The sequence below is a fragment of the Leptospira jelokensis genome (assembly GCF_004769635.1).
Lineage (GTDB): Bacteria > Spirochaetota > Leptospiria > Leptospirales > Leptospiraceae > Leptospira_A > Leptospira_A jelokensis.
The window spans coordinates 616,884-642,728 of the sequence record NZ_RQGH01000026.1 but is presented as its reverse complement, the minus strand read 5'-3'; the positions used below and the strand labels follow the sequence as shown (position 1 = coordinate 642,728).

23 protein-coding genes are annotated in these 25,845 nt (G+C 38.5%); 17 read left to right on the top strand and 6 right to left on the bottom strand.

What is annotated here, in order from left to right:
- The first annotated feature begins 27 nt into the window (after nt 1–27).
- From EHQ62_RS12990 to EHQ62_RS12975, 4 genes are read left to right on the top strand one after another with little or no spacing between them, the layout of a single operon-like run.
- Nucleotides 28–1,017: a M23 family metallopeptidase gene (locus EHQ62_RS12990; protein ID WP_012390384.1), complete on the top strand. Its 990-nt coding sequence runs from the start codon at nt 28–30 to the stop codon at nt 1,015–1,017.
- Nucleotides 1,017–1,370, top strand: coding sequence for a bactofilin family protein (locus EHQ62_RS12985; protein ID WP_012390385.1), 354 nt, complete (start codon nt 1,017–1,019; stop codon nt 1,368–1,370). The genes EHQ62_RS12990 and EHQ62_RS12985 overlap by 1 nt, the downstream gene beginning before the upstream one ends.
- An 8-nt stretch (nt 1,371–1,378) precedes the next feature.
- Nucleotides 1,379–1,849 carry a YaaR family protein gene (locus EHQ62_RS12980; protein WP_135643394.1) on the top strand — a complete coding sequence of 157 codons (471 nt, stop codon included), beginning with the start codon at nt 1,379–1,381 and terminating at the stop codon, nt 1,847–1,849.
- 4 nt (nt 1,850–1,853) lie between these two features.
- Entirely contained in the window at nt 1,854–3,674 is a 1,821-nt protein-coding gene (locus EHQ62_RS12975; protein ID WP_135643392.1) for an ABC transporter transmembrane domain-containing protein, read from the top strand.
- On the opposite strand, the gene EHQ62_RS12970 is transcribed toward EHQ62_RS12975, so the two are convergent.
- The 3 genes from EHQ62_RS12970 to EHQ62_RS12960 are packed head-to-tail and all read right to left on the bottom strand — an operon-like array spanning nt 3,648 to nt 6,045.
- Nucleotides 3,648–4,544, bottom strand: coding sequence for a ParB/RepB/Spo0J family partition protein (locus EHQ62_RS12970; RefSeq protein ID WP_135643391.1), 897 nt, complete (start codon nt 4,542–4,544; stop codon nt 3,648–3,650). The two genes, EHQ62_RS12975 and EHQ62_RS12970, sit on opposite strands and share 27 nt — an antisense overlap.
- 3 nt (nt 4,545–4,547) lie before the next feature.
- Nucleotides 4,548–5,309, bottom strand: coding sequence for a ParA family protein (locus EHQ62_RS12965; RefSeq protein ID WP_135643388.1), 762 nt, complete (start codon nt 5,307–5,309; stop codon nt 4,548–4,550).
- Nucleotides 5,302–6,045, bottom strand: coding sequence for an RsmG family class I SAM-dependent methyltransferase (locus EHQ62_RS12960; protein WP_135643387.1), 744 nt, complete (start codon nt 6,043–6,045; stop codon nt 5,302–5,304). Before EHQ62_RS12960 ends, EHQ62_RS12965 begins: the two co-directional genes overlap by 8 nt.
- Before the next feature lie 58 nt (nt 6,046–6,103).
- Between EHQ62_RS12960 and EHQ62_RS12955 the strand changes: the two genes are divergently transcribed.
- Nucleotides 6,104–6,829, top strand: coding sequence for a hypothetical protein (locus tag EHQ62_RS12955; RefSeq protein WP_135643385.1), 726 nt, complete (start codon nt 6,104–6,106; stop codon nt 6,827–6,829).
- 351 nt (nt 6,830–7,180) lie between these two features.
- On the opposite strand, the gene mnmG is transcribed toward EHQ62_RS12955, so the two are convergent.
- Complete coding sequence (mnmG, locus tag EHQ62_RS12950) at nt 7,181–9,055, bottom strand: tRNA uridine-5-carboxymethylaminomethyl(34) synthesis enzyme MnmG (RefSeq protein ID WP_135643383.1); 1,875 nt, start codon at nt 9,053–9,055, stop codon at nt 7,181–7,183.
- 168 nt (nt 9,056–9,223) lie between these two features.
- Here mnmG and EHQ62_RS12945 point away from each other — a divergent pair, with 168 nt between their 5' ends.
- The 10 genes from EHQ62_RS12945 to EHQ62_RS12900 all read left to right on the top strand — a co-directional run bounded on the left by EHQ62_RS12945 (nt 9,224) and on the right by EHQ62_RS12900 (nt 21,455).
- Nucleotides 9,224–10,147 (top strand): branched-chain amino acid transaminase, encoded by a 924-nt coding sequence (locus tag EHQ62_RS12945; protein WP_135643381.1) that lies wholly within the window; start codon nt 9,224–9,226, stop codon nt 10,145–10,147.
- A gap of 6 nt (nt 10,148–10,153) precedes the next feature.
- Nucleotides 10,154–11,086 (top strand): hypothetical protein, encoded by a 933-nt coding sequence (locus EHQ62_RS12940; protein WP_135643379.1) that lies wholly within the window; start codon nt 10,154–10,156, stop codon nt 11,084–11,086.
- A gap of 283 nt (nt 11,087–11,369) precedes the next feature.
- Nucleotides 11,370–12,695, top strand: coding sequence for a chromosomal replication initiator protein DnaA (gene dnaA, locus EHQ62_RS12935; RefSeq protein WP_135643377.1), 1,326 nt, complete (start codon nt 11,370–11,372; stop codon nt 12,693–12,695).
- 246 nt (nt 12,696–12,941) lie between these two features.
- Nucleotides 12,942–14,060: a DNA polymerase III subunit beta gene (gene dnaN / locus EHQ62_RS12930; RefSeq protein WP_135643375.1), complete on the top strand. Its 1,119-nt coding sequence runs from the start codon at nt 12,942–12,944 to the stop codon at nt 14,058–14,060.
- The gene (gene recF / locus EHQ62_RS12925) at nt 14,060–15,163 is read left to right on the top strand and encodes a DNA replication/repair protein RecF (RefSeq protein ID WP_135643373.1); all 1,104 of its coding nucleotides are present in this window, start codon (nt 14,060–14,062) and stop codon (nt 15,161–15,163) included. The genes dnaN and recF overlap by 1 nt, the downstream gene beginning before the upstream one ends.
- Nucleotides 15,160–15,483, top strand: coding sequence for a DciA family protein (locus EHQ62_RS12920; RefSeq protein ID WP_135643371.1), 324 nt, complete (start codon nt 15,160–15,162; stop codon nt 15,481–15,483). The genes recF and EHQ62_RS12920 overlap by 4 nt, the downstream gene beginning before the upstream one ends.
- A gap of 78 nt (nt 15,484–15,561) precedes the next feature.
- Nucleotides 15,562–17,481, top strand: a complete 1,920-nt coding sequence (gene gyrB / locus EHQ62_RS12915) for a DNA topoisomerase (ATP-hydrolyzing) subunit B (RefSeq protein ID WP_135643369.1) — start codon at nt 15,562–15,564, stop codon at nt 17,479–17,481.
- Between the two features lie 19 nt (nt 17,482–17,500).
- Nucleotides 17,501–20,032 carry a DNA gyrase subunit A gene (gene gyrA, locus EHQ62_RS12910; RefSeq protein ID WP_135643367.1) on the top strand — a complete coding sequence of 844 codons (2,532 nt, stop codon included), beginning with the start codon at nt 17,501–17,503 and terminating at the stop codon, nt 20,030–20,032.
- Nucleotides 20,033–20,047: 15 nt separating this feature from the next.
- Entirely contained in the window at nt 20,048–21,061 is a 1,014-nt protein-coding gene (locus EHQ62_RS12905; RefSeq protein WP_135643365.1) for a tRNA dihydrouridine synthase, read from the top strand.
- A 10-nt stretch (nt 21,062–21,071) separates the two neighbouring features.
- On the top strand, nt 21,072–21,455 hold the full coding sequence (locus EHQ62_RS12900; protein WP_135643363.1) for a PilZ domain-containing protein: 384 nt from the start codon (nt 21,072–21,074) through the stop codon (nt 21,453–21,455).
- Between the two features lie 118 nt (nt 21,456–21,573).
- On the opposite strand, the gene EHQ62_RS12895 is transcribed toward EHQ62_RS12900, so the two are convergent.
- Complete coding sequence (locus tag EHQ62_RS12895; RefSeq protein WP_015677091.1) at nt 21,574–22,155, bottom strand: lipoprotein LipL21; 582 nt, start codon at nt 22,153–22,155, stop codon at nt 21,574–21,576.
- A 129-nt stretch (nt 22,156–22,284) separates the two neighbouring features.
- Between EHQ62_RS12895 and EHQ62_RS12890 the strand changes: the two genes are divergently transcribed.
- Together EHQ62_RS12890 and EHQ62_RS12885 are read left to right on the top strand one after the other, a co-directional pair.
- Nucleotides 22,285–23,862, top strand: a complete 1,578-nt coding sequence (locus EHQ62_RS12890; RefSeq protein ID WP_135643361.1) for an LIC10012 family protein — start codon at nt 22,285–22,287, stop codon at nt 23,860–23,862.
- The gene (locus tag EHQ62_RS12885) at nt 23,843–24,730 is read left to right on the top strand and encodes a helix-turn-helix domain-containing protein (RefSeq protein ID WP_135643360.1); all 888 of its coding nucleotides are present in this window, start codon (nt 23,843–23,845) and stop codon (nt 24,728–24,730) included. The genes EHQ62_RS12890 and EHQ62_RS12885 overlap by 20 nt, the downstream gene beginning before the upstream one ends.
- Here EHQ62_RS12885 and EHQ62_RS12880 read toward each other — a convergent pair.
- Nucleotides 24,709–25,818 (bottom strand): DNA polymerase III subunit delta, encoded by a 1,110-nt coding sequence (locus EHQ62_RS12880; RefSeq protein WP_135643358.1) that lies wholly within the window; start codon nt 25,816–25,818, stop codon nt 24,709–24,711. The two genes, EHQ62_RS12885 and EHQ62_RS12880, sit on opposite strands and share 22 nt — an antisense overlap.
- Nucleotides 25,819–25,845 lie beyond the last annotated feature (27 nt).

Here is a 25,845-nt window from a genome sequence, read left to right as displayed (position 1 = left end):
TTAAATCATCGTAGGTCTATAACGAACGTGGAAGTAAAACAAAGATTACATTTAATTTTTTACCGACTTCGGTATAAAGTCCAGGAATGGAAGCTTAAGTTATCCCAACGTTATGAGGATTTGGACAAAAAAGGCCGCGAAAAGTTGACCATCATGGTCATTCCTCACACGGACCGCAAAACCATTAACTTCGTTATCTCTTACAAAGCCATTTCCATCTTCATTGGAATCATGGTGGTCCTACTAGTCATCAGTGCCGTGAACGTTTTATCTCATAGTGGATCCATCCACCAACTCACTGAGCTCAATCTTACAAACAAAGACTTTATCAGACAATCTTCCAAAATGAAGGAAGAGGTGAACTCTCTTCACGAAACAATCCAATACTATTATGAAAGGATTTCGAATCTCTATATCAAACTCGGTGGAGATCCTTCTCGTGTTTCTAAAGGGATGGGTGGACAAGCAGGTCAGTTCCTTGCACTGCAAGGTACACCACAAACCGACATCACAGATGAATCCTTTCGCATCAAAGAAGACATTCACAATCTAAAATTATCATCTGAACTTTCTGAAGAGATCATCAAACTCATCAAAAAAAGAAAAAGTATCATCAAAAACACACCATCGATTTGGCCGACAAAAGGGTATGTGTTATTTCCTTTTGGAAAGTACATCTCTCCCATCACGGGAAAAGAAGAAATCAACCGAGGATTGGATATTGGATCCTTTCCTGGAGCAGAAGTCATTGCAACGGCACCAGGTTTAGTCTTTGATACAGGGTATTCACCTGCCACTGGTTATTATGTAAAAATTTCCCACAGATTTGGTTGGAAAACTATCTATTCCAATTTGGATCGTATCCGAGTGAAGAAAAACGAAAAACTTTCCAAGGGTGACATTCTTGGTTATGTTGGAAAATCTCCTGAAAATCCGATTTACCACCTTCATTATGAAGTACATGTTGGTACCCAGGCGTTGAATCCGTTTTCGTTTCTCAACCAAATCCAAGAATAATGTCGAACCCATCTACAGAAGAAGAATTTTTAGTTAATAGCATCATTGGAGAAGGGGCTGAGTTCACTGGTGAATTCAAGTTTCCTGGCCTCATACGAATCGATGGAAAATTCCGTGGAGTTTTAGAAACCACAGGAAAGGTCCTTATCGGAAAATCAGGAATCGTCGATACAGATATCAAAGCACGTGTGGTGGTTGCCGGCGGAGAAATTCGTGGCAACATTTATGCAACAGAACGTGTGACATTACTTTCCAGTTGCCGCCTCGAAGGAGACATTGTCACTCCAAGGCTCATCGTTGAGGAAGGTGTAGTGTTCCATGGAAAGTGTACAATTAACCCCACTCGTCATTAGGCGGGTTTATGATCATCCAAAACAACAACCCTAAGTCTGTATCCACTCAGACAAAAAAAGGTTCTAAAGACAAACTCTCTTCACCTTCAGCTCCCATTGATGAATCCAAACAAAGTTTTTTGGAAATTTTAGAATCCATTGTTCCAGCAGGAAAAGAAGAAACAAGAGAACTGAATGAACTTTGGAAAGATTTACCCGATTTAGAAAAAGATCTTATCAAAGACCCAAATCATAAAAACCTTGAGTCTTACAAAAAACACATCAAACAAATCGCTGAATTGATTTTGAAAAAAAATTATAAAGTCATGCAAGCGCCACAACGCGGTCGTAATGACCAAAAAGATGTTCGGTATGTAAAGGTAGTTGATGAAAAATTGGACTTATTGGCGAAAACCATGTTTTCACCGAATAACAGTGCCTTTGTTATTTTGAAACAATTAGATGAAATTAGGGGTCTACTGATTGATCTAAAAGGATAATTCTTTGCAAACACCAGACCGACCTAAGTCAAAAAATCTTCGGATTCTCTCCAAAACCTTTTCTTATCTCAAACCTTACCGATTCCAAATGATCCTTTCTTCCTTTGCCCTCTTGTTCACAGCAGGGGTCACCTTAGGACTAGGACAAGGTTTACGGCATTTGGTGGATGCTGGATTTTCTGCAAAATCCAAACAGGAATTAGGTTATGCTTTGGTATTTATCATCTTTGTAGGGATCCTACTCGCTGTTGGTACATACATTCGTCATTATACCGTTTCTTGGATTGGGGAACGTGTCGCCTCCGATATTAGAAAAGATGTGTACCAACATATCATCTTCATCCATCCTAGTTTTTTTGAAACCAATTCCCCTGGGGAAATCCAATCTCGGATCACAACCGATACCACTCTCATCCAAACGGTAATTGGTTCCTCTGCCTCCATTGCGCTTCGCAATATTTTAATGTTTGTTGGAGGCATCATTTTTCTTTTTATTACGAATGCGAAACTGACAATGATTGTGCTCTTTAGTGTTCCTTTCATTGTATTTCCCATTCTGATTTATGGAAAACGTGTTCGAAACCTTTCCCGCAATACTCAGGATAAAATTGCAAACATCGGAACCTATGTCAGTGAATCCCTTCTCAATATTAAAATCTTACAATCCTTTCACCACCAAAACGTAGACATCCAGAAATTTTCAGAAACCGTAGAAGATGCATTTTCTGTGGCTGTCGCAAGGATCCGGCAACGATCACTGCTCATTGGAACAGTGATTCTTTTCATTCTCACAGGGATAAGTTTTATGTTATGGATCGGGGGAACCGATGTCCTCGAGGGAAAAATCACTGGTGGGGAACTCATCGCTTTTTCATTTTATGCCATCATGGTAGCCAATAGTGTGGGTGCGGTTTCAGAAGTACTCGGTGATTTGCAAAGAGCCGCTGGTGCAACAGAACGACTCATGGAATTGTTATTATCTGAATCAGAAATCAAAGATCCAAAGTTTCCAAAACCGATTGCTGAATTTTTTCAATCCATCGATACAGAGAGAAACAACAATGGATCCAAAAAACAAAATGGCCTTAGCATCCACTTACAAGAATTGGAATTTTCTTATCCATCAAGACCAGAACACAAGGCCATCAAAGGAATCAACTTAGAAATCCCTGCTAACAAAACAACGGCGCTCGTTGGTCCCTCGGGAGGTGGCAAAAGTACCTTATTTGAACTCATCCTACGTTTTTACGATCCGACATCTGGTGCCATCACCATCAGTGGAACAAATACCAAAGAATTCAAATTAGAAGACTTACGTTCCCTCATTGGATTTGTACCCCAACAACCCATTCTTTTTAGTGGGACACTTCGTGAGAACATTGCGTATGGGAAACCAAATGCAAGTTTTGAAGAAGTTAAATTCGCAGCTGAAAGTGCTTACGTATCCGAATTTTTAAACCAACTCCCACAAGGTTACGATACGAATTTAGGTCATCTAGGGACAAGACTCTCTGGTGGCCAAAAACAACGAATCGCCATTGCAAGAGCAATCCTTCGAAATCCACGTATACTTTTGTTAGATGAAGCGACTTCTGCCCTTGATTCGGAATCCGAACAGATGATCCAAAGGGCTCTCGACCATTTAGTCAAAGAGAGGACTACGATCATGATTGCCCATAGACTTTCGACTGTTGTCAAATCAGATCAGATTGTAGTGATCAGAGAAGGAGAGATTGAGTCCGTGGGAACACATGACGAACTCTTAAAAAGAAGTGAGTTGTATGAACGATTGGCGAAATTACAATTTCACACCGAGTTGCTCTAAGATTCTCTCCATATCCGATAAGTTTGCATAGGAAAAAACAATCTTTCCTTTTCCGTTCGTTTCGTTATGCGACACTTCTACTTTCGAACTAAATTTGTTCCTAAGTTTTGTTTCCAATTTCACAATGCTTGCATCTCGTTTGTCAGGACCACTGGGAGAAGAATTCGATTTTTTATCTGGGTTCAATAGATTGGAAACATAGTTTTCCACTTCACGAACATTCCAACCTTCACTGATTACTTTTTGCGCGACTTCGAATTGTTTTTTTGCATCCGGGATCGAAAGGAGTGGGCGGGCTTGCCCTTCCGATAATTTTCCTTCCTTCACCCAGTCTTGTAATGGTTTGGGCAAGGAAAGTAGGCGTATCAAATTGGAAATGGTGGCTCGGTTTTTACCAACACGAGTGGCAAGGTCAGTTACCTTTAACCCTCGTTTGTCGATGATGGCTTGGTAGGCATAGGCTTCATCCATCGGATTTAAATTTTCCCTTTGGATATTCTCAATGAGTGCAAGTTCCATCATATCTGCTTCCGACAAGTCACGGACGATGGCTGGTATTTTTGCAAAACCGGCAAGTTTACAAGCACGTAGCCTTCTTTCACCGGCAACCAAAATGAAACCCGAACCAGATGGATTCTTTTGTACAACGATGGGTTGGATCACACCATGTTCAACAATCGTATTCGATAACTCTTGGATGGATGCATCTGAAAATTGTTTTCTTGGTTGGTGAGGGTTCGGTGCGATTTCGGAAACTTTGATTTCGCGGAGTCCCGATTGTTCTTCTTTCGAAATCTCAACATTGTTTTCGTTCACTGGGATTAAGTTCCCAAGTCCTCTTCCTAAAACTTTTCCTTTTCCGAGTGCCATAACTTATGCCCTCCCTACAATTTCTTCCGCTAAACTTTTATAACTTTTTGCACCGACCCCATCAGGATCATAGTAGTTGATTGGTTTTCCAAACGAAGGTGCTTCAGAGAGTTTTATGTTTCTTGGAATCACTGTCTCATATACTTTCTCTTTAAAATAATTTCTTACATCGTCTGCGACTTGGTTTGCTAAGTTCGTTCTTTTGTCATACATCGTGAGGAGTACACCTTCCAATGCGAGGGATGGATTCCATTGTGATTGAACGAGAGATATAATTCGCATGAGTTGCGAAAGTCCTTCGAGAGCAAAGTATTCAGTTTGCAATGTGATCATCACAGATTGAGAAGCACAAAGAGCATTGATCGTGAGAACACCGAGAGAAGGTGGGCAATCGATTAAAATATAATCATAAGATTCTTTGATAGAAGCAAGTGCATCTTTGAGTTTGAATTCTTTTTTCTCAATGCCAAGAAAGTCTACCTCAAGCCCTGATAGGTTGATGTTAGAAGGAATGATATCCAAACTGGTGATAAAAGTTTTTTGGATCGCTTCTCTAGCTGACAACTCTCCAATCATCACTTCATAAGTTGTTTTACTGAGAGACTGCACTTCGAGTCCAAGTCCTGATCCAGAGTTCCCTTGTGGGTCAATATCAAGGAGTAAAACTTTTTTACCCAAATCAACAAGATTGGATGCTAAGTTGATCGCAGTGGTTGTTTTGCCAACGCCACCTTTTTGGTTACTGATCGAAACGATTTTACCCATTCTTGTTTTTTGTCTCCTTTACGATTTCTTTCCATTCGCGGGGGTATCCCTTTTTCGGAAGTGAATTCTTTTGCAGTATTTTGATATGTCTCTTTCCAACAAACTCTAATTCAGGAATGGGAATTTCTTTTTTCATTACGAAACCATTATTGCTAAGAACTTCCATTTCCTTATCCAAATCTTGGTAAGGTTGTGCTAGAAAGGGACATAAGATTCCTTTTTGTTTCACCATTCGTGTTGTCACTTCCGCAATGTAGGGGTAGGGAACCATCGCCCTTGAGGTAACCACATCAAAATTGGAATTGATCTCTTCTGTTCTCGCATAAATGAACTCCACTCGTTTTGAAACTTTGGATAAACTCCCAGAAGTTACCTCAGTTTCCAACAATGCAAGTTTTCGTTTTTGAGAATCCACGAGGAAGACATGCGGAGCTTTTTTCAAAACCGCAAACAGGAATCCTGGGAGGCCTGGCCCTGTTCCAACATCTGCAATATTTGTTTCACGTGAAACATACCCGGCTGTTTTCATTTTCCAAACAAAGATGAGTGATTCCAGAATATGTCTCTCTAAGATTTTTTCAGAGTCGTTTTTGGAAAAGAAACCTCCTTTCTCATTATCACGTTTTAAAAACTCATAAAAGTTTTTCACAAGCTCCCAATCAAATTCAGGTTCAAGGACAGGGAATAATTCAGGTATGATTGATTGGATTTCTTCTTGGATCGTTTTTTCTGACATAATCGTATTATCGTTTTATAGATTTTCGCCGATGTCTCCTGTAGGAGAAATCATTTCCATGTTCCGAACATTTATTTTTTTCATCATCTTATCCTTGCCCATCTTAGGTTACACTCCAGGCAAATGGTCCCATAAAGATGCTTATCTTTTCAAAAAAGTAAAAAAGGTTCCAACCAAAGAGATCGTTCGGAATGCAGAAGGACAGGTGGTTTATGTCGCAGAATATGAATACAACTCTGATGGGAAATTGATCACGGAAACATACTCTGACAAAGAAGGGAAAGGTGACGGTAAAACTACGTTTCGATACACGGAAGGTTTGTTAACAAGCGAAGAAGTGTATGACAATGGAGGTCACCTGGTAGAGCGCAAAGACTTTCAATTCAAAGGCCGTGCTTTGAAAAAGATGAACGTAAAAGACCGCGAAGGAAAACTAGTGATGGTGTATTCAATTGAGAGTGATGGTGAAGGAAATGTATTTGCCGCAGAGGGAAAGAATATGGAAACCAAAGACAATGAATCTTTCCGATTCCAAATCGATCCCAAAAGACCAAACGTACAAATTCAATATCTCACTGATGACAAAAAGAAAGAACTGGGAGAGATTCACTATAAGTTTGATAGCAAAGGTAACTTAGTAGAGAGAGAATTTTTCCAAGGGGAAAACCGTCGTGTTCACAAATTAAAATACAAAGCGGATGGTAGTTTGGAGTCACACTCGTTTCACGTGAAACAAGGGGACAATTGGATCTTGGAAAAAACCCATGTCCTTGTTTATGATTAACAAATACCAAACAATCCCTTATCTGAAACAGATCCATTCCCTGACCTCTTCGTAATGAATCATTTCATTCACTTCTCTCGATTGCAAACTGTAACCAAGCGATGGAGCAATCGAATGTTTTCAAAAAGGTTGGCTACGACGGCTGATCGGGTTGGATATACACTTTGGATTTTTGGTAGATCGTATGGCTCTACGCTTTTACTCTAAGAATCATTTGGCTACTTTCGATTTGCTAAAATGAAATTCGAAAGATTCTGATAAAAAAAAACCAACCAAGAAGAGAACCCTCTCGGTTGGTGATTTTGTTTTTCGAAAGCTGGAAGTATCCTTTAGTGGACTACGTTCTTTTGATTATCGTCTATCGACCAAATGATAAAGGAGTAGGTCCACATCGGAAGGATCTACACCCGAAATGTGTAGCGCTGTTTCCAAATTGAGTGGGCGGTGTTTTTCTAATTTCACGATGGCTTCTGTTTTCAAACCTTTCACACTTGCGTAATCAAAGTCAGAAGGAATCTGGAAGTTCAAAAACTTCTTACGGTATTCGATTGTTTCGAGTTCCCGTTTTAAATAGCCTTCATACTTCACTTCCATTTCCAAAACTGCTTTTTCATCCTCATTCAAAATCGAAAGTTCTGAAACGATTGGTTCTAAGTCTTGAATTTTGATATCAGATCGTTTGAGAAAGGAAGCAAGCGAGTGGCCAAACTTATAATTCGTGATCTGTTTCTCTTCTAAAACTTTTGTGAGTTCCTCGGAAGGTTTCATTGCGGATACAAAGAGATGTGATTTGATCTTTTCGATCCTTGCATAACGATCTTTCATTTCTTTGTATAAGGATTCTTCCACAAGACCCATCTCGTATCCGTACTGCATGAGTCTTTGGTCGGCATTGTCTTGTCGAAGGAGTAGGCGGTACTCAGCACGACTTGTGAACATTCGATATGGATCCTCTACACCTTTGTAAACCAGATCATCCACAAGGACACCGATGTAAGATTCACTTCGTTTGAATACAATTGGTTCTTCATTTCGGACTGAACGAATCACATTGTAAGCGGCAACAAGTCCCTGTGCCGCAGCTTCTTCATAACCAGTTGTTCCATTGATTTGTCCTGCATGATACAAACCCTTTACCTTTTTGGTTTCAAGAGTTGGATTCAGTTCTGTTGGATCCACATAATCATATTCAATCGCATACCCAGGACGCATCAGTTCCACTTGTTCTAGTCCTTTGATACTACGAAGGAACTTCCATTGCACTTCTTCCGGTAAACTTGTGGAGACACCATTGAGATACATCTCGTTTGTTTCATAACCTTCTGGTTCGATAAAGATTTGGTGTCTGTCTCTTTCGGCAAAACGAACCACTTTATCTTCTATCGAAGGACAATACCTGGGGCCAACACTTTTGATCTGACCAGAATACATCGGCGAGTACTCTAAGTTTTGTTTGATCAGTTCATGTGTTGTGTCATTTGTATAAGTGATGTAACAAGGGATTTGTTTTCGATCGATCTTCTTTGTGGAAAAAGAAAAGGGACGAGGGTTCTCATCACCATCTTGGATTTCAAGTCCATCAAAGTTGATGGAGTTCTTGTGAACCCGTGCAGGGGTTCCTGTTTTCAATCGACCGAGTCGTAATTCAAAACGGGCAAGTGTATGGGAAAGACCTTTCGTTGTTGGTTCCCCAATACGACCTGATTCTTTTTGGTAAGTTCCAATATGGATCACACTCGATAAAAAAGTTCCAGTGGTTAGGATCACATGTTTTGTATAAAATGTAAACCCACGACCAGTGATGACACCAGTCACTTGGTTTCCTTCTACAATCAAATCTTCAACCGTATCTTGTCTGATCGATAGCTGTTGCAATTTTTCCAACTGGTGTTTCACCATAAGTTGGTATTGTTTTTTCTCAGCTTGTGCACGAGGGGCCCAAACGGAAGGACCTTTGGATGTGTTTAACATTTTAAATTGGATCCCCGTTTGGTCAATCACCTGACCCATCAGGCCACCGAGGGCATCCACTTCACGAACCATATGCCCTTTTGCAATCCCACCAATCGCTGGGTTACAACTCATCTGACCAATGGTATCTAAGTTCATGGTGATGAGTAAAGTTTTGAGTCCCGCTTTCGCAGAAATATAAGCGGCTTCTGTTCCGGCATGACCGGCACCAACAACGATACAATCAAATTGGTTGGGATAAAACGATGGATTCATATTATGTCTTCTTAGTGTAACGATTCTTATGTCTTATGAAAATAAAGGAGAGTTAAGACTACTCTCTAGAACGATATCAAAACCATCGGCCTATGCTTCGAGAGAAAAAAAGATAAAATTCATTTTCTAATTTCGAAACTCCTGAAGTTTGGAAGGATAGGAATCTCAATGGCTCAGAATTCATTCCCTTATACATACTTTGAAGGTAAAATTGTTCCTTCCGAAGACGCAAAAGTCAGTGTCCAAACCCACGCCTTACAATATGGAACAGGTGTCTTTGGTGGTATCAGAGGTTACTACAACGAAGCGAAACAAAATCTATATGTGTTTCGATTGCCTGAACATTGCAAACGTCTTGTGAACTCCACAAAGATCATGCAACTCCAAATCAAAATCACACCAGAAGAAATCCAAAACATCATTTTGGATTTACTTCGCAAAAATGAAGCCAAACAAAATGTGTACTTAAGACCTTTTATCTATACTTCAGCCTTACAACTCTCACCAAGATTCCATGATGTGAAAGCAGACATCACTGTGTATGCTTTGAAACTCGATGACTACCTCGATACACAGAATGGACTCACAACCATGGTATCTTCTTGGCAAAGATTTTCTGATAACCAAATCCCAACTCTTTCCAAAGTGAGTGGTGGGTATGTCAACTCAGCACTTGCAAAATCGGAAGCCGTACAAAACGGAATGGATGAAGCCATCTTCTTAGATGCAAGAGGGTTTGTATCAGAAGGGTCTGCCGAAAATCTTTTTATCGTTCGTGATGGAGTGATCCATACACCAACAATCCCATCTTCTATCTTAGAAGGGATCACAAGAAGGAGTATCATTCAAATTGCAAAAGACCTTGGTTACCAGGTAATCGAAAGAGACATTGCTAGATCGGAACTCTACATTGCTGATGAATTATTTTTTTCAGGAACAGGTGTGCAAGTCGCTTGGGTGAAAGAAGTCGACAGAAGGGTGATTGGAAATGGGTCCATCGGTCCGATCACAAAAAAAATCCAATCCATCTTTTTTGAAACTGTACGTGGTGACGAATCTAAGTACATGAATTGGCTCACACCGGTTTACTAAAACGCAATGGTCGATACTTTGTTTTCATTCGAGCAGGTGTCTGGCCAAGAAGTCGCACTTACGTATTTAAATTCTTTTTTAAAGGATCGTTCCAGAATACCTGGGTCTCTTATTTTTTATGGGCCTGATGGAGTTGGGAAGTGGCTTGCTGCCGAAAGGTTTGCGCGCCATATTTTATGTTTGAATGGAACATCTTGTGGGAATTGTGATTCCTGCAGACAATTTATGAAAGGAGTCCATCCCGACTTCATTCAGTTTCCCAGACGAAAGAACATTGCCATTGGAAAAGAAAAAGATCCTGAAGAGTTGACGATTCGATGGTTACTATCTACAAGAATTCCTTACAAACCTCATACATCTGAATATCGGATTGTCCTCTTTCCAGAGGCGAACCGAATCAATAATGAAGCGGAAACTACTTTATTAAAAACTTTGGAAGAGCCACCACCTCACACAAAGTTCATTTTAATTGTCAATGACCTTCATAACTTAAAACCCACCATCGTATCTCGTTCTGTTTGCATTCCCTTCCATTACCTGCCACAATCAGAAATTAAAAAAATCAGAAGGGAAGAATTCACAGAATCAAAATTATATTATGGAGGTTCTCTCAATCCATTTGAAATTGCTGATGAATATTTAGAAGAATGGCATGAAAATGTGAGGGAACATTGTCATGATTCCATTTTATTATTTAAATTAGAAAACTGGGTGAGAGACCAATTAGCTGAATTTCGATCCAACAAAGAAGGACTAACAGGAATCGATTTTTTAGAAATCATTTGTTTGTTATTACTGTTTGAATATAGACAAAAAAACTTTGAAGCCAATGTGGGAAGGATTGAAGCCATCCTAGATTTTAAAATGAAACTCCATTTCGAAATTCCAGCTCTTGAATATGTTCTTTTATCACAACTATTCTTACGACTTGCAACGTAAGAAAACAAACATAAGATACCACAACTTTTGCAAACGTTTCGTTTTACTGTTTCATCCCTTCGGCTTCACACATATTTTTAGAAAGATTTCGATCAAACAAAACCTATGCGAACACCAGCTAACAAACATAAGATATTTTTCTCTGTCAAATAGATTAAGTGACATAATTTTTTTATTCGGTTCGACTATTTTTCGGAGTTTGGAACGTTTTCCGATTTTTCATTTGAATTCTACCTACTTGCTAAAAGTATAGTACCCGATTTCACATTTAGGGCGGGGAAGCTTGGACATACGTTGGGAAGAAATTTTAGAAGAAATATCGAAACAGATACCTCCCAAGTACTTTTCCAATTTCATTGCTCCACTTCGCTTTGAGAAGTGGGAGAACCAAGTGGTTCACTTAATGGCACCATCTAGTGGAATCAAACGCCATGTGGAGACAAAATACATTAGTTTCATCGAAGATGCGGTTTACCAAATCATCGGCGACAGATTCAAAGTTTCCATCCTAACAGAATCAGAAACATCTTCACATCTTTTAAAAGAAGTGATCCAATCTAAATTTGATGATTCTGATTCAGACTTAAATCCTGAGTACCTCTTTCAAAATTATATCACTTCGGATTCTAACCGAATTGCTTATACTGCTGCCAAAACTGTGGTAGAACAACCTGGGAAATACAATCCTCTGTATCTATTTGGACCTGTCGGAGTAGGAAAAACACATTTACTCCATGCCATTGGCAATGAGATCAAAAAAAAGGATCCATGGAAAACCGTTCGTTACGTAAATAGCACGTCATTTTTAAACGAGTTTATTTTTACTGTTCGCCAAAACAATCGAGAGTCTCTTGAATCGTTTAAGATTCGATACCAATCTTATAATGTTTTATTATTTGATGACATTCAATTTTTGAATGGCGGTGCTGAAAAAACCCAAGAAGAGTTCTTTGCACTTTTTAATTTTTTATACGATCGCAAACGACAAATTGTCATCGCATCCGATAGACCGAGTTACGAACTCCCACTCCATGAAAGACTCAAATCTCGGTTTGTACACGGTTTACAAGCCGATATCAAATCGCACGACTTAGAATTACGAAAGTCATTACTCAAAAATAGTTTTTCTGAATTCAACATACCTGCGAGCGAAAACTTACTCCTTTGGCTCGCCGAACGATTAGAAGGCGACTCAAGAGCTCTCATTGGGATCGTAAATGATTTGGTGATGTACAAAAAAGCGTATGAGTATTTTTTACTCACCGAAGACAAAATCAAAGAAATTGCGGAAGTTCGATTCCTTACCAATAAAAAACGAATTGGATTCAGTCCAGACATGGTCATCGACTTGGTATGCGAACGCACAAACGTCGCAAGAAAGGATTTACTTGGAAAAAGCCGAAAGGCAGATTTTATCCCGCCGAGACACCTTTGTATGCTCCTCCTCCACGATGTTCTGCATGTGCCAAAAGCCCAAATTGGTCGGATTTTTTCCACAACCCATTCTACCGTCATCCATGGAATCGACAAATTTAAGGAACGCATGAAGTCTGAGCCCCAATGGGAAGACCTTTTCCATACCATCAAACACAAGATTAGCTTCCAATAAACTGTCACTAATAAGATGATAGACTGTCTATAAACTGTTTATAGGACATAGTCACGGCTTATGGTTCCAAATTTGTCGCTTGGACTGTTCAAAGGGACATAAATATTCACACTTGCCAAATGGAAAAAAACTGACATAATTCAATAAAAATTGAACTTTCCAGGCTTTATCGACATACTGACAGAACCAACGGAAACGACATAATATATATAAAGATATATAATATAAATAAGAAGAAGAGGAAAAATGAAATTCACTGTCAATACTACAGAATTCCTAAAAGCAATTAACTCAGTGGATGGAGTGATCTCAGTTCGTGAGATCAAGTCGGCTCTTTCCAATTTAAAAATCCAAACTGGAGAAAACGAAGTGTATCTTTCCGCGACTGATTTAGAGATCGCAATCAAAACTTCTGTTCCTTCCACAATTGGTGAAAAAGGAACGGCATCACTTCCAGCAAAACAACTCTCTAGCATTTTCAAAAATTTAAACTTTGATACAAGTTTATTAACCACAACAGAACAATCTGAAAATTCAGAGACAACCATCACTGATGCGTCTGGAAAAATGGATACTAAGTTCAAAGTCAATGGAATTGATTCTGAAGATATCAAAACGATCCCAAAAGTGGATGAGGCAAGTGTAGTTGAATTTCCTTGCCAAACGATTCGTGAAATGTTTCGTAAAACTTCCTATGCCATGGCTATTGAAGAAACTCGATTTGTATTCAATGGATTGTTTTTAAAACCAGATAACACTGATTTAATTGTAGTTGGAACAGATGGACGGCGCCTTTCTAAAATCGTTCGTAAGTTTCCAAAACAATTCCCATTTAAAAATGGAGTCATCATCCCTCACAAAGCCGTACGCGAAATGTTAAAGATGATGGAAGGGAAAGAAACTGCAAAGATTGGATTTGTGGAAGAACAAATTTACGTTTCTTCTGGAAACGTTGAACTACTGTTCAAACTCATTGATGGAAACTTTCCTGATTACGAACAAGTAATTCCAAAACAAACAACTGAATCCGTTCGTCTTGTAAAAGCTGATTTTCTTACCTTTTTGAAACAAGCTTTGATATCAGCGGAAGAACCATCAAAACAAATCCGTTTGGCTTTCAGTAAAGGAAATGTGAATATTAGTTCTTCGAATCCAGGAACGATGATGTTCGATCACAATATGCCAATTGAATACAATGGAGAAACAATCACCATCGCATTTAAAGGAGATTATCTGAGTGACGTTGTGAAAGCAGTGGATGACCCTGAAGTGATTTTAGAATTCACCACTTCGAGTGCTCCTGTTTTATTTAAGGATCCTTCTGACAGCGATTTTGTTTCTGTCATTATGCCTATGAAACTTTAATGTTTCTTAAGAAAATATACATCAAAAATTTTCGTAATCACGAAGAAACCCAACTCACATTCAAATCACGTCTTGTCTTCTTCATTGGTAACAATGGAGAAGGGAAGACCAATTTACTTGAATCCATTTCACTTTTATCGTATTTAAAAAGTTTTCGTGAATCTGACCAAAACCAACTTTTGCGTTGGGATACATCGGATACATTTATCCGTGCGGAATTTGAATCAGAAGGGAATGAATATTTATTTGAATATGGGATCGAACATTCTCAAAACAAACGAAAAAAATTAAAAGTAAATGGAGAAGAGTTTAAAAAAATATCCGACTATGTAGGATACTTTCGATCAATCGTTATGAGTCCTCCTGATATCCTTATCATCGAAGACGGCAACATAGAACGACGCAGATTTTTAGATGCGTTCATTTCCTCTACCAATCGTTATTATTTAAAACAGCTGATCGAATATGAAAGGTTAATCAAACAAAGGAATGCAGCATTAAAAAAAGAAAATGCAAGTGAAAGGGAAATTGGAATTTGGGACGAACCGATCATCGAACATGATGCTGAAATTCGAGAAATTCGAACGAAAACCATCCAAAGTCTTGCAGGATATTTCCACCAAAACCTATTACAACTAAGTTCTGGAAAAGACCCATTTCACTTAACTTACAAACCTAATATTGGATCTAAAGAAGAACATAAACAACGATTGTTTGACAACTTACGAAAAGATAGAGCCATCGGTTATACAAGTTGTGGAAACCACAGAGATACACTTCCCATCGGATTTGATGATAAAGATTTAAGTGGTTTTGGATCCCAAGGCCAAAAACGAAGTGCTGTCATTGCTTTGAAAACTGCTTGTTTCCAAATGATCCGAGATACAACGGGGGAAGCACCTGTCCTTCTCATAGATGATATCATACGCGAACTCGATGTAAAACGAAGGGAATACTTTGTGAATCTAATCTCTGAGTGTGGTCAGGCATTTTTCACCACCACAGATTTAGAGGGGATCAATGAGTATGTTGGAAACCTAACAGTTGATAAAGAGATCTACCAAATAGAATCAGGAAAAGTAAAGGTTTTTACTGCCACATGAAAAAAGTAGAACTCACAGAACTTTTCCAAAGCCTAGAAAAAATGGGTCTAGATCGAGAATCGGTTTTCCAAGACCAAATCCTAAAGAAACTTCGTTTACAATGGAATGAGATCGTTGGGGAAGTATTCGGAAAACAAAGTTTTCCAAAATCTCTAGATGGTAAAAAACTAACAGTTATTTGCCGACACTCTATGGTTTCTCAGGAATTAGAGTTCCAAAAAACGGAATTGTTACAAAAAATCAACCGCATCGCAAACCCAATTTCCTTAGAAAAAATCCATTTTAAAACGGGTAATGAATTCCAAAATCCAAGGTCCTAAACCTTCTGTTTGACCCCGATTTCACTTGCCCTTCGAGGGTCTTTTTAGGATACTTCCTATAGGGTATCTTAAAATTCTATGTCCAACCAAACCGATCAAAACGCCTATTCAGCCTCAAAAATCAAGATCCTAGAGGGTCTAGAGGCGGTCCGGAAACGGCCCGGAATGTACATCGGGACCCAAGATGAATCCGGCCTCCATAAGATGGTTTATGAGGTTGTAGACAACTCAGTGGATGAGGCGATGGCTGGCCACTGTACTGAAATTGATGTTCGCATCTTACCTGAAAATATCATCGAAGTTCGGGATAATGGGCGAGGGATTCCCACAGGGATCCATCCAGACAAAGGTAAGTCAACCATCGAAGTTGTACTCACCATCCTCCATGCCGGAGGAAAATTTGAAAATGATGCATATAAAGTATCGGGTGGACTCCATGGGGTAGGAGTTTCCGTGGTAAATGCACTATCCACTTATTTGGAAGTGGAAGTACACCAAGATGGGAAACTCCACTACCAGAAATACCAAGCTGGTGTCCCTATCGAGGATGTAAAAATCATTGGGGAAACAAATCACCGTGGAACAGTTGTTCGATTTAAACCTGATGATACAATATTTACAACTGTTGACTTCTCTTTTGATACACTTTCCGCGCGGTTTCGTGAAATTGCTTTTTTAAACAAAGGCCTTCTCATCAGGATTGAAGACCACAGGAAAGAAGAAATCGCCAAACACGAATTTAAGTTTGATGGTGGGATTGTTTCCTTTGTGGAATACATCACTGAATCGAAACATCCCCTTCATAAAGTTTTACACTTTGTGGGAGAAAAAGAAAATGTTTGGGCAGAGATTGCCCTTCAATATTGCGATACTTATAGTGAAAATATTTTTTGTTTCACCAATGCGATTAACAACAATTTAGGTGGAACCCACTTAGAAGGTTTTCGAACCGCTCTGACAAGAACTCTGAATGACCATCTAAAAAAAGACCAAACCTTGTTTAAAAAACAACCCAATGGTTTGCAAGGGGATGACATTAAGGAAGGGCTTTGTGCAGTCATTTCGATAAAAATACCACAACCTCAATTTAACTCTCAAACAAAAGAGAAGTTAGTGAATGCGGAAGTGAAAGGTCTTATGCAGACCATCACCGGCGAAGGACTCAATCGATACTTCGAAGAGAACCCTGCCATCATTAAAAAAATATTAGAGAAAGGAATCCTTGCGTCAAAAGCAAGAGAAGCGGCAAGGCGTGCAAGAGATCTCACTCGTCGTAAAACAGTATTAGAAGGTGGTGGCCTTCCTGGAAAACTTGCCGATTGTTCTGAGAAAGATCCAGAACACTGTGAACTCTTCCTTGTCGAGGGGGATTCAGCGGGTGGTTCTGCCAAACAAGGGCGTGATCGGAATACACAAGCCATCCTTCCATTAAAAGGTAAAATTCTAAACGTTGAAAAAGCGCGTTTGGATAAAATTTTATCGAATGAAGAAATAAGGACACTCATCACTGTTATGGGAACAGGAATCGGTGATGATGAGTTTAATGTAGATAAATTACGTTACCGAAAGATCATCATCATGACAGATGCCGATGTGGATGGTTCACACATTCGCACTCTACTTTTAACTTTTTTCTTTCGTTATATGAAACCAGTGATCGAACGTGGTTCCCTTTATGTTGCCCAACCTCCATTGTATTTACTTAAGTTTGGGAAAGAAGCAGTGTATGTTTACTCTGATCGTGAAAAAGATGAAATTCTAAAATCCAGACCAAACGATAAAGTTGTGATCCAGCGATACAAGGGACTCGGGGAGATGAACCCAGAGCAACTTTGGGATACCACAATGGATCCAAAAGAACGAGTGATGTTACAAGTGAAACTACAAGACTTTGTAGAAGCGGAAGATACATTCAACATCTTAATGGGTGATGAAGTTTCTCCTCGTCGTCGTTTCATTGAAGCAAACTCTTACAAAGTCGCAAATTTAGATCTTTAATCGGAATTAGGAAAATCAAATGACCGAACAAAACGGCCAAGAAAACGAATCAAACAAAACCTTAGCACTCAATTTATCCGGTAGACCAGACGTAGCCGGTGCCTTAAAAGCTGGTGTCAGGGTCATTCCGGTTGAAATCGAAGACCAAATGAAGGAAGCTTACCTCGATTATGCGATGAGTGTCATCGTTGGTCGTGCCCTTCCAGATGTTCGTGATGGACTAAAACCTGTCCATAGACGTGTATTACATGCGATGAATGAAAGGGCATGGCGTTCCGACAGACCTTATGTGAAATCAGCGAAGATTGTTGGGGAAGTGATTGGTAACTACCACCCACATGGAGACTCAGCTGTTTACGAAACCATGGTTCGTATGGCGCAAACCTTTTCCATGCGCGAAACTTTGATTGATGGCCAAGGAAACTTTGGTTCCGTCGATGGGGACAATGCCGCGGCCTATCGTTATACGGAAGCGCGTCTCACAAAACTTGCTGAAGAACTTCTTAAAGACATTGAAAAAAATACGGTAAGTTTCTCACCAAACTTTGATGATACGAGACAACAACCCGATGTTTTACCAGCCAATTTCCCAAATATTTTAGTTAACGGTTCTACAGGAATTGCAGTGGGGATGGCGACTAATATCCCTCCACATAACCTAAAAGAAGCAGTTAATGCTGTTATTGCCATGATCCAAAATCCGGAAATAACACTTCCGGAACTTATGAAAATATTACCTGGTCCAGATTTTCCAACAGGTGGGATCATCATCGGTGGCGAAGGTTTGTACCAAGCCTATGCAACTGGAAAAGGATCGATTCGCATTCGTTCCAAAGTAGAAATCATCGAAAACAACAAAGGTCGAGAGATCATTGTCATTCATGAAATCCCATACCAAGTCAACAAAAAGAACCTGCTTGAAAAAATCGGAGATTTGGTGAATGAAAAACTCATCGAAGGTATCTCTGAAATTTTAGATCTATCAGATCGTAAGGGAATTCGTGTTGAAATCCATGTAAAAAAAGATGCAAACGCACAAGTGATTTTAAACCAACTTTTCAAACTCACCCAATTACAAGTGAGTTATGGAATCACCATGCTTGCCATTTTGGACAACCGTCCCAAAATTTTTTCGCTAAAAGAAATATTAAAATCTTATGCCGAACATAGACGAGAAGTTGTAGTCAAACGAACTGAGTTTGATTTAGACAAAGCCCAAAAAAGAGCTCATATCTTAGAAGGGTTAAGGATCGCTCTTGAAAATATCGACGAAGTCATCCGCATCATTCGTGCCTCAAAAGATGTAAAAGAAGCGCAAAGTTCACTTATGGCAACGTTTGCATTATCTGAATTACAAGCTGATGCAATCCTTGAAATGCGCTTACAAAGACTAACGTCTTTAGAAGTACAAAAAATCATTGATGAATTAGAGCAAGTGAGACTTCTCATTGCTGATTTAGAAGACATTTTGGCTAAACCAGAAAGAGTGAAGTCGATCATCTGCGATGAACTTGGAAAAGTATCCCAATCCTTTGGAAATACTCGCACAACAGAAATTAGCTTAGAATCACTTGAATCATCTACATTTAATGCAGAAGATTTGATTGCTGACGAAGAAGTGGTTGTGCAACTTTCCGAAGATATGTTCATCAAACGACTTCCTATGGATACTTTTCGCCGTCAAAAACGAGGTGGGAAAGGTGTTCAAGGGATCTCGACCAAAAGAGAAGACTTTGTCAAAAAACTAAGTAGCGCTATGACTCATGACAATTTAATGCTTTTTTCCAATAAGGGAAGAGCATTCCTAATGAAAGTGTATGAGTTACCGATTGCAACAAAAGAAGCGCGTGGCAAATCTCTCAAAGCAGTCATCAACCTAAACGATGATGAGATCATCACTTCCTTATTTACCTTCCGAAACTTTGATGATTCTTACCTTCTAATGGTAACCAAAGAAGGGTTCGTGAAAAAAATCCAATTGGATGAATTCACAAACACTAAAAAATCAGGAATCATTGCGATTGGACTTCGCGATGGTGATGAACTCATCGATGTAATTGCAAATCCTAATAACTATGATGTTTTTATCGGTAGTAAAAATGGACTCGCAATTCGTATGAATTTGAATGAACTAAGGTCCCAAGGTAGAACTGCTTCCGGTGTGACTGCTATGAAATTGGAAGATGATGATGCGATTGCCGGTATCACAAAAGTAGAACCTAACACATATCTATTTTGCATTTCAGAAAATGGATTTGGAAAACGTACTGACTTTGAAGAATTTTCTACCAAAGGTCGAGGTGGTAAGGGTATGACCTATCTCAAGATTGGTGAAAAAAATGGAAGAGCAGTTGGAATTTCCTCTGTGAAGGAAGAAGATGAACTTCTTGTGATCACACAATCAGGTATGGCAATTCGAGTAGAAGTGAAAACGATTTCGATGGTGGGTAGATCTGCTATGGGTGTCAAAGTTGTGAATACAAAAGATGAAGATTTCGTAAAAGACTTTGCTGTCGTTCGTGAATCGGATTCTGATCAAGTGGAATCTTAGTCGGGTACTTCTTAGATGGTAAGGATAGGGAATGTAACAATCGAAGGTGATGTCGCATTGTCACCAATGGCAGGGATTTCGGATAGTCCTTACCGTCAGATCACAAAACGATTTGGTTCTGCATTTTCTTATACGGAATTTGTTTCGACAGAACAATTGAAACTTGGAAATACAAAGTCATTAGATATGTTTCGCTTTGTAGAATCAGAGAGACCTATTGTTTTCCAAATCTTTGGCTCTGATTTAAATACGGTTGTCCATGCTTCAGAGATTGCAGCAGAACGAAAGCCAGACATCATCGATTTAAATATGGGCTGTTCTGTTTCCAAGGTATCCCATCATGGATCCGGTGCAGGACTTCTCAAAAACATTCGTTTGGCAGGGCAAATGATTGAAGGGATTCGAAAAAAAACCGGTCTTCCTGTGACTGCAAAAATCCGTTTGGGTTGGGATTCTGATTCTCTCAATTATTTAGAAACAGTCAAAGTTTTAGAAGGTTCTGGAGTATCCGCTATTTCTGTTCATGGTAGGACAAAGGCAATGGCTTATACTGGTGTTGCCGATTGGAATGCCATAGGAGAAATCAAATCACGAGCAAATGTCCCAATATATGGGAACGGAGATGTACAAACGTACCAAGAAGCAATGAAGAAAAAACAACAGTTTGGTGTTGATTTGGTTCTCATTGGTAGAAAGGCGATTGGAAACCCATGGGTATTTGGAAAAGTACCAAAAGAGTTGGTTTCTTGGTTTGAAATCAAGTCAATCATTTTGGAACATTTAGATCTTATGTTGGATTTTTATCCATCAGACGATGATTATGCGTTAATTTTATTTCGAAAACATTTTATCAAATATATAGAAAATACAGGATTCCCTGAAGAACAAAAAAGAAAATTACTGATGTTAACTTCTGTGGATGAATTTAAAGATACTTTAGAATCTATAAAAATGGATTCTAACTTTTTGGAAACAAGCGAAATCAATAACGAGAATATAAACTGTGAAACGTTTGTAAGTCTTGTATAAGGAAACTGAAATGGCAGATTCAAAACAATCGATATTCTCTGATAGTTATAGCAAGTATGGTGGGGCCAAACAAAAACGAAAAGATGCCCGAGTGAAATTGGATGTGCCATGCACCGTGGAATTGGTTAAATCCAAAACGGGACCTGTGACAGGGCATCTTTCTGATTTGGGAACGGGTGGACTTGCCTTCCAAACAACTGCGATTTTTTATGAAGGGGATCATGTGAGAATCCAATTTTCTTTGAACCAAAATCCCTTAGAAATATTAGGAACTGTGCATAGATCTTCTGGCAAAACTACGTCAGTGGTATTCAAACCACTCGGTGCGAGTGAACACAAAGTAGTACAAGAATTCATCCACAAACATTACTTTGATCCAAAAGTTAAAAAATAAATTTGATTCTAGGAGATTGGAAAGCTGAAGGTTTTCCACTTTCTCTGCTGATTGATTTTGGGTAAAAAAAAAGCCTCCTGGAAGGGAGGCTTTTTCGTAACAAAACTCTACTACTAAATTACTGAGCAGCAGTTGCTTTTGCTTCGAGAGCTTTTTGTCCACCTGCATATCTGAGGTATCCAACACACTGGCATTCTTCCCAAGTCTCAGGTTCTCCTACGTTTGCACAGATACCTGTTTCGTTGTTAAGTGAGCAGCAGTCATAAACCCCAACTCCTTTGATCGTTCCTTTCGATTCAGATACGATTACAGAACCAGTAGATTGACCATCGGATACACCAGAAGCTTGTTCTAAGTATTCACCTAAGATTTTTTTCAAACCATCACCTGCAACTTGTAAACGAGCTGCTTCACGGCAAGTGGATTGTTTCATCGCCACTGAATTTGCTTTGATCGCTTTGTCAGATGCACGTGCAGAAAATTTCATGTAAAGATAATCGAATTCTTTTTCTTTTCCTTTGCAGTACTCAGCAGGGCTTTGACCACGTTTTGCAGCCGCCGCATCTGGGGCACAAGCCCAACCTTCAAAAATCCAACCATTTTTACCTACGGTCGTAGCGTCTCTTCTGCCTCCATCGTTGGATCCGCAAGATACAACAAATGCGATTAGAGAGGCACATACGATAAGTGATTTCTTCATAAAGAATCTACTCCTTTTCCGAAGAATTTGATCTGATTCAAAACCGTTGTCAATCTTTTATCAAAGAAAACGAAACTGTCTTGTAGGATAAAGATTTACATTTTCGCTTCATAGACCGATTCTAATTTTATGTCTCGATTCCTGCCTTCACATGTTATTGCATTGTTGCTTATTTTTTTTGCGTTCTTCCCTAAAAATGTTTCTGCGAAAGAAATTTCTATCCTACCTGCATACATTTCAGGTGAAGTACCACCTGTTCTTGGGACAAAACGTGAGGCAGGTTTTGAATTGTCCCGTCTTTCGCGACATTATCTAAAAAGAAATTTTTTTACTGAAATTACCGATCCAAAAATCATTGAAACGTATCTGTCAGAAACGGAGTGGAACGAGGAAGCGGATCTCAAAGACCAAGATTTTACAAGTTATTGCCACGAATGGGATTCTCATTTTGTCGTGCAGGACCAAATTGATTTCGGAAATCCCATTTTAGTAAAAACAAATATCTTCAATTGTAAAAATTTAAGTAAACAGGTCATCCAATCGAAATTGATTTCTAACTTTGTGATGGCGTATGAAAAACATACAGAAAAAAGTTTTCGTTTTTTGCCCCCTCGGTTTTACGAAAAGAAAAGTAAAACTCCTGTTTATTATGAAATCAATTTATTTTTTGATATCCATTCCTCTTATGCCTATTACAAAAAAGACATCTTAAAAAGTTTAACTTCGATGTATGACCAAGACGGATTGTACCTCGGAATCACTTTAGTAAAAAAAGACAAAACTCTAACGGTCCCACCAACAAAAGACCACGCTGAAATCAAAAAAATCATGGAAGAAACAGGTTGGCAAGGTTCCAACCAATCGGAATCAATCGTTTCTGCTTTGCAAGGAATGAAATCAAAACTATCTTCAGGCAAAAAGGAATCTCGAAAGCTATTTTTGTTACTTTCCTCTAGTGTGAAGGACAAATCAGGTTCCATCATCATGGCTTTAAATGACCTAAGGCATATGGAAATTGAAACCATCATTTTAGTTCCCAACCATTCTGATTTGAGTACGATTCGAGAAATCCAAAGGATCGGGAAGGCAAGCAATTCACGAGTTGTAGGAATCACTGATTATCAAAAAATTGGAACCCAAGATGGATATGAATATTTGTATTTAAATCAGTTCAATGTGTATTCATCCGTAGAGGAATTACAATATCCATTCCAATGGAACCAAACAAATATTAAAAAATTTGATGCTTCTCTTGTGAGGGCTGCTGTCGATGTTATTTCACCTTACAATCTTTATATGGCATATGAAAAAATTGCCGAAAAACGAGTTCTTGAGAAAGAAGAAGTGAAAACAGATTTGGAATATATTTTAAGAACAGAATCCAATTCTGAGTTAATCGAAAAAGATCGATACCAATCTGTTCTTGTGGAATCAAAGGGTGAAGCCATCTGGATCCAATTGCCATATGATGTTCAAGTAACAAAGGGAAAGGAATATTTGATCCAAACTACTTTCGTAATAGATCCGTTGTCCACATGGGGGATCAAAAATGTTGCCCAAGAAACAAATCTACTGAAAACAAATTACACTTATCCCAAAACATTAATGGTGAAACCATCTCAGGCAAAAAAGTTTTTAGATCTCAATAAAATCAGAGAATTTAATGGTTATCTGCAAGGTACAGTGAGTGTCATTAAAAAAAGGTAACGGTTTCGGGGAATGGATCACCAAAGGGTCGGACATTGAAAAAATAAAAAATCAATGGATCGAGATTTCTAATTCTTCGTTACCCATTCTCATTGTGGGCGAAAGGGGAGTTGGAAAATCGTTTTGGATCCAAAAGAGTTTAGAAAAAAGAAATATCTCCGAATCATCCATTGTCCATTTGGATTTTTCATTTACAAATTCTATTGAAGAGAAATTGGGAAAACTCAAATCTGCAAAAAGTAATCCAACTCTTATGATCGATTGGATCACGAAAGCAAAAAAAGAAGATATGATTTCCTTACAACAATGGTGGAAATCTGAAAAATACAACGAAAAATCCAAACTCTACCTTTATTGGGAAATCCATTCCGAAGAGATGGATACTTTCACACAGAAAAACATATACGCTGAGTTTTATGAACAGTTTAAATCATTTCGATTTGAGTTGCCAAATCTGAAAAAAAGAATTTCAGAATTACCAATTTTTGTTCATATTTTTTTGGAGGAAGCAAACCAAACTTTAAGTAAAAAAATCAATTCGTTAGATGAAGATTTTTATATTTTTCTAAAAAACAAAATTTTTAACCGCAATTATGCAGAGTTAAAAGATTTCATTTTTGCTTTGGTTGGTTTTTCTTCAGGTAAACATTTGCAATGGAAACAAATTCCTTCCCATTTTTTTGAAAATGCATTATCAGAATTGGACATCCAACCTGGCATTAGTTTGGAACAATATGAAAAAGAAATCATCAAAGCGAATTTAATTTATACGAAAGGGAATCGCGAAAAAGCAGCTAAATTGTTGGGAATTTCTGAAAGAAATTTGTATCGAAAGTTACATGAATTTCATTTAGAAGACTTATCTTGAAGCAAAGCAAATAAATGCATGATTTTTTGGATGAAATAGTTTTTCCCTTCTTCATCTCGAAGTCCTGATTTGAATTTAATATTCATCTCAATCACTTGGTCATAAAAAAGATCCAAAATTTTATCGGTAAAATTTGCTGAGTCGGACACAAGTTGCCTTCGCACAAAGTTTTTACGTGCCTCTGAAAAACTTCCGGTTTTTAACAAGTCATCCATGATAGGAATGGGAACTTCACCATTATGCCTTGCGCGAATCACTTTAATTTTTCGAATTTCATCTAATTTGTAAGTAAGTCTTGTTAAAAAATTGAGAATTTCAGAATTTTGATCCCCAAATTTTGTAAATTCTTTGAAGAAATCAACTTTTCGTTTTTGTACAAGAGATTCTACGAGAACATTTGTATTCAGTTCATTTTGGCTGAAAAGAACAGAATTAACATCCTCTAAAGTAAATTTAGAACGATGTAAGTATTGTTTTAATTTTTTTACACTTTTGATGTAAGCTCCAACATTTGCCGGAGTGCGGTGGATGAATTCATCCATTGCATTATTTTCGAAGTGCACTTGTTCTTGGTCACATACTTCCTTAAAGATTTTTGGATAGTCATTTGGATAAAAAACTTTGGTTTTGAAATGGCTTAGAGTGCCTTGGAATAATTCACTGAGAGACTTGGGAATGTCCTTTCCATCGTAATGGATGAGAGCAAATATTTCATCAGAAACCGAAGTGATATTTTTACGAAACCCAGATGCATAGTCTTTCCATTCATTTGCTGCTTTTGTATCTAAAATGGGTTTAAAGAGAGCTGTTGCGTTTTTGATGATGATGAGTTTACGCGGATAAAACATATCGGGTGTGAACAGTTCGGCAAATAATTTGGTTTGGTCTCCCGATTCAGGAACAATCAAAATAACTTCAAAGGCTCCCAAAGCTTTTTGTAAAACTTCTCGGTAGTGTTCTACAATCAGCTCAAATTCATAGGAATCTTCCCCGGCATACGCAAAGAATTGGGGGATTTGGCTGACAGGGGTTTTGAAAAGTTGAAAAAGTGAGTTATATTCCCTGGCTTGTGATTTTTTTGTTTCCATTTTCTTAAATCAGGTCTAATTTTACAA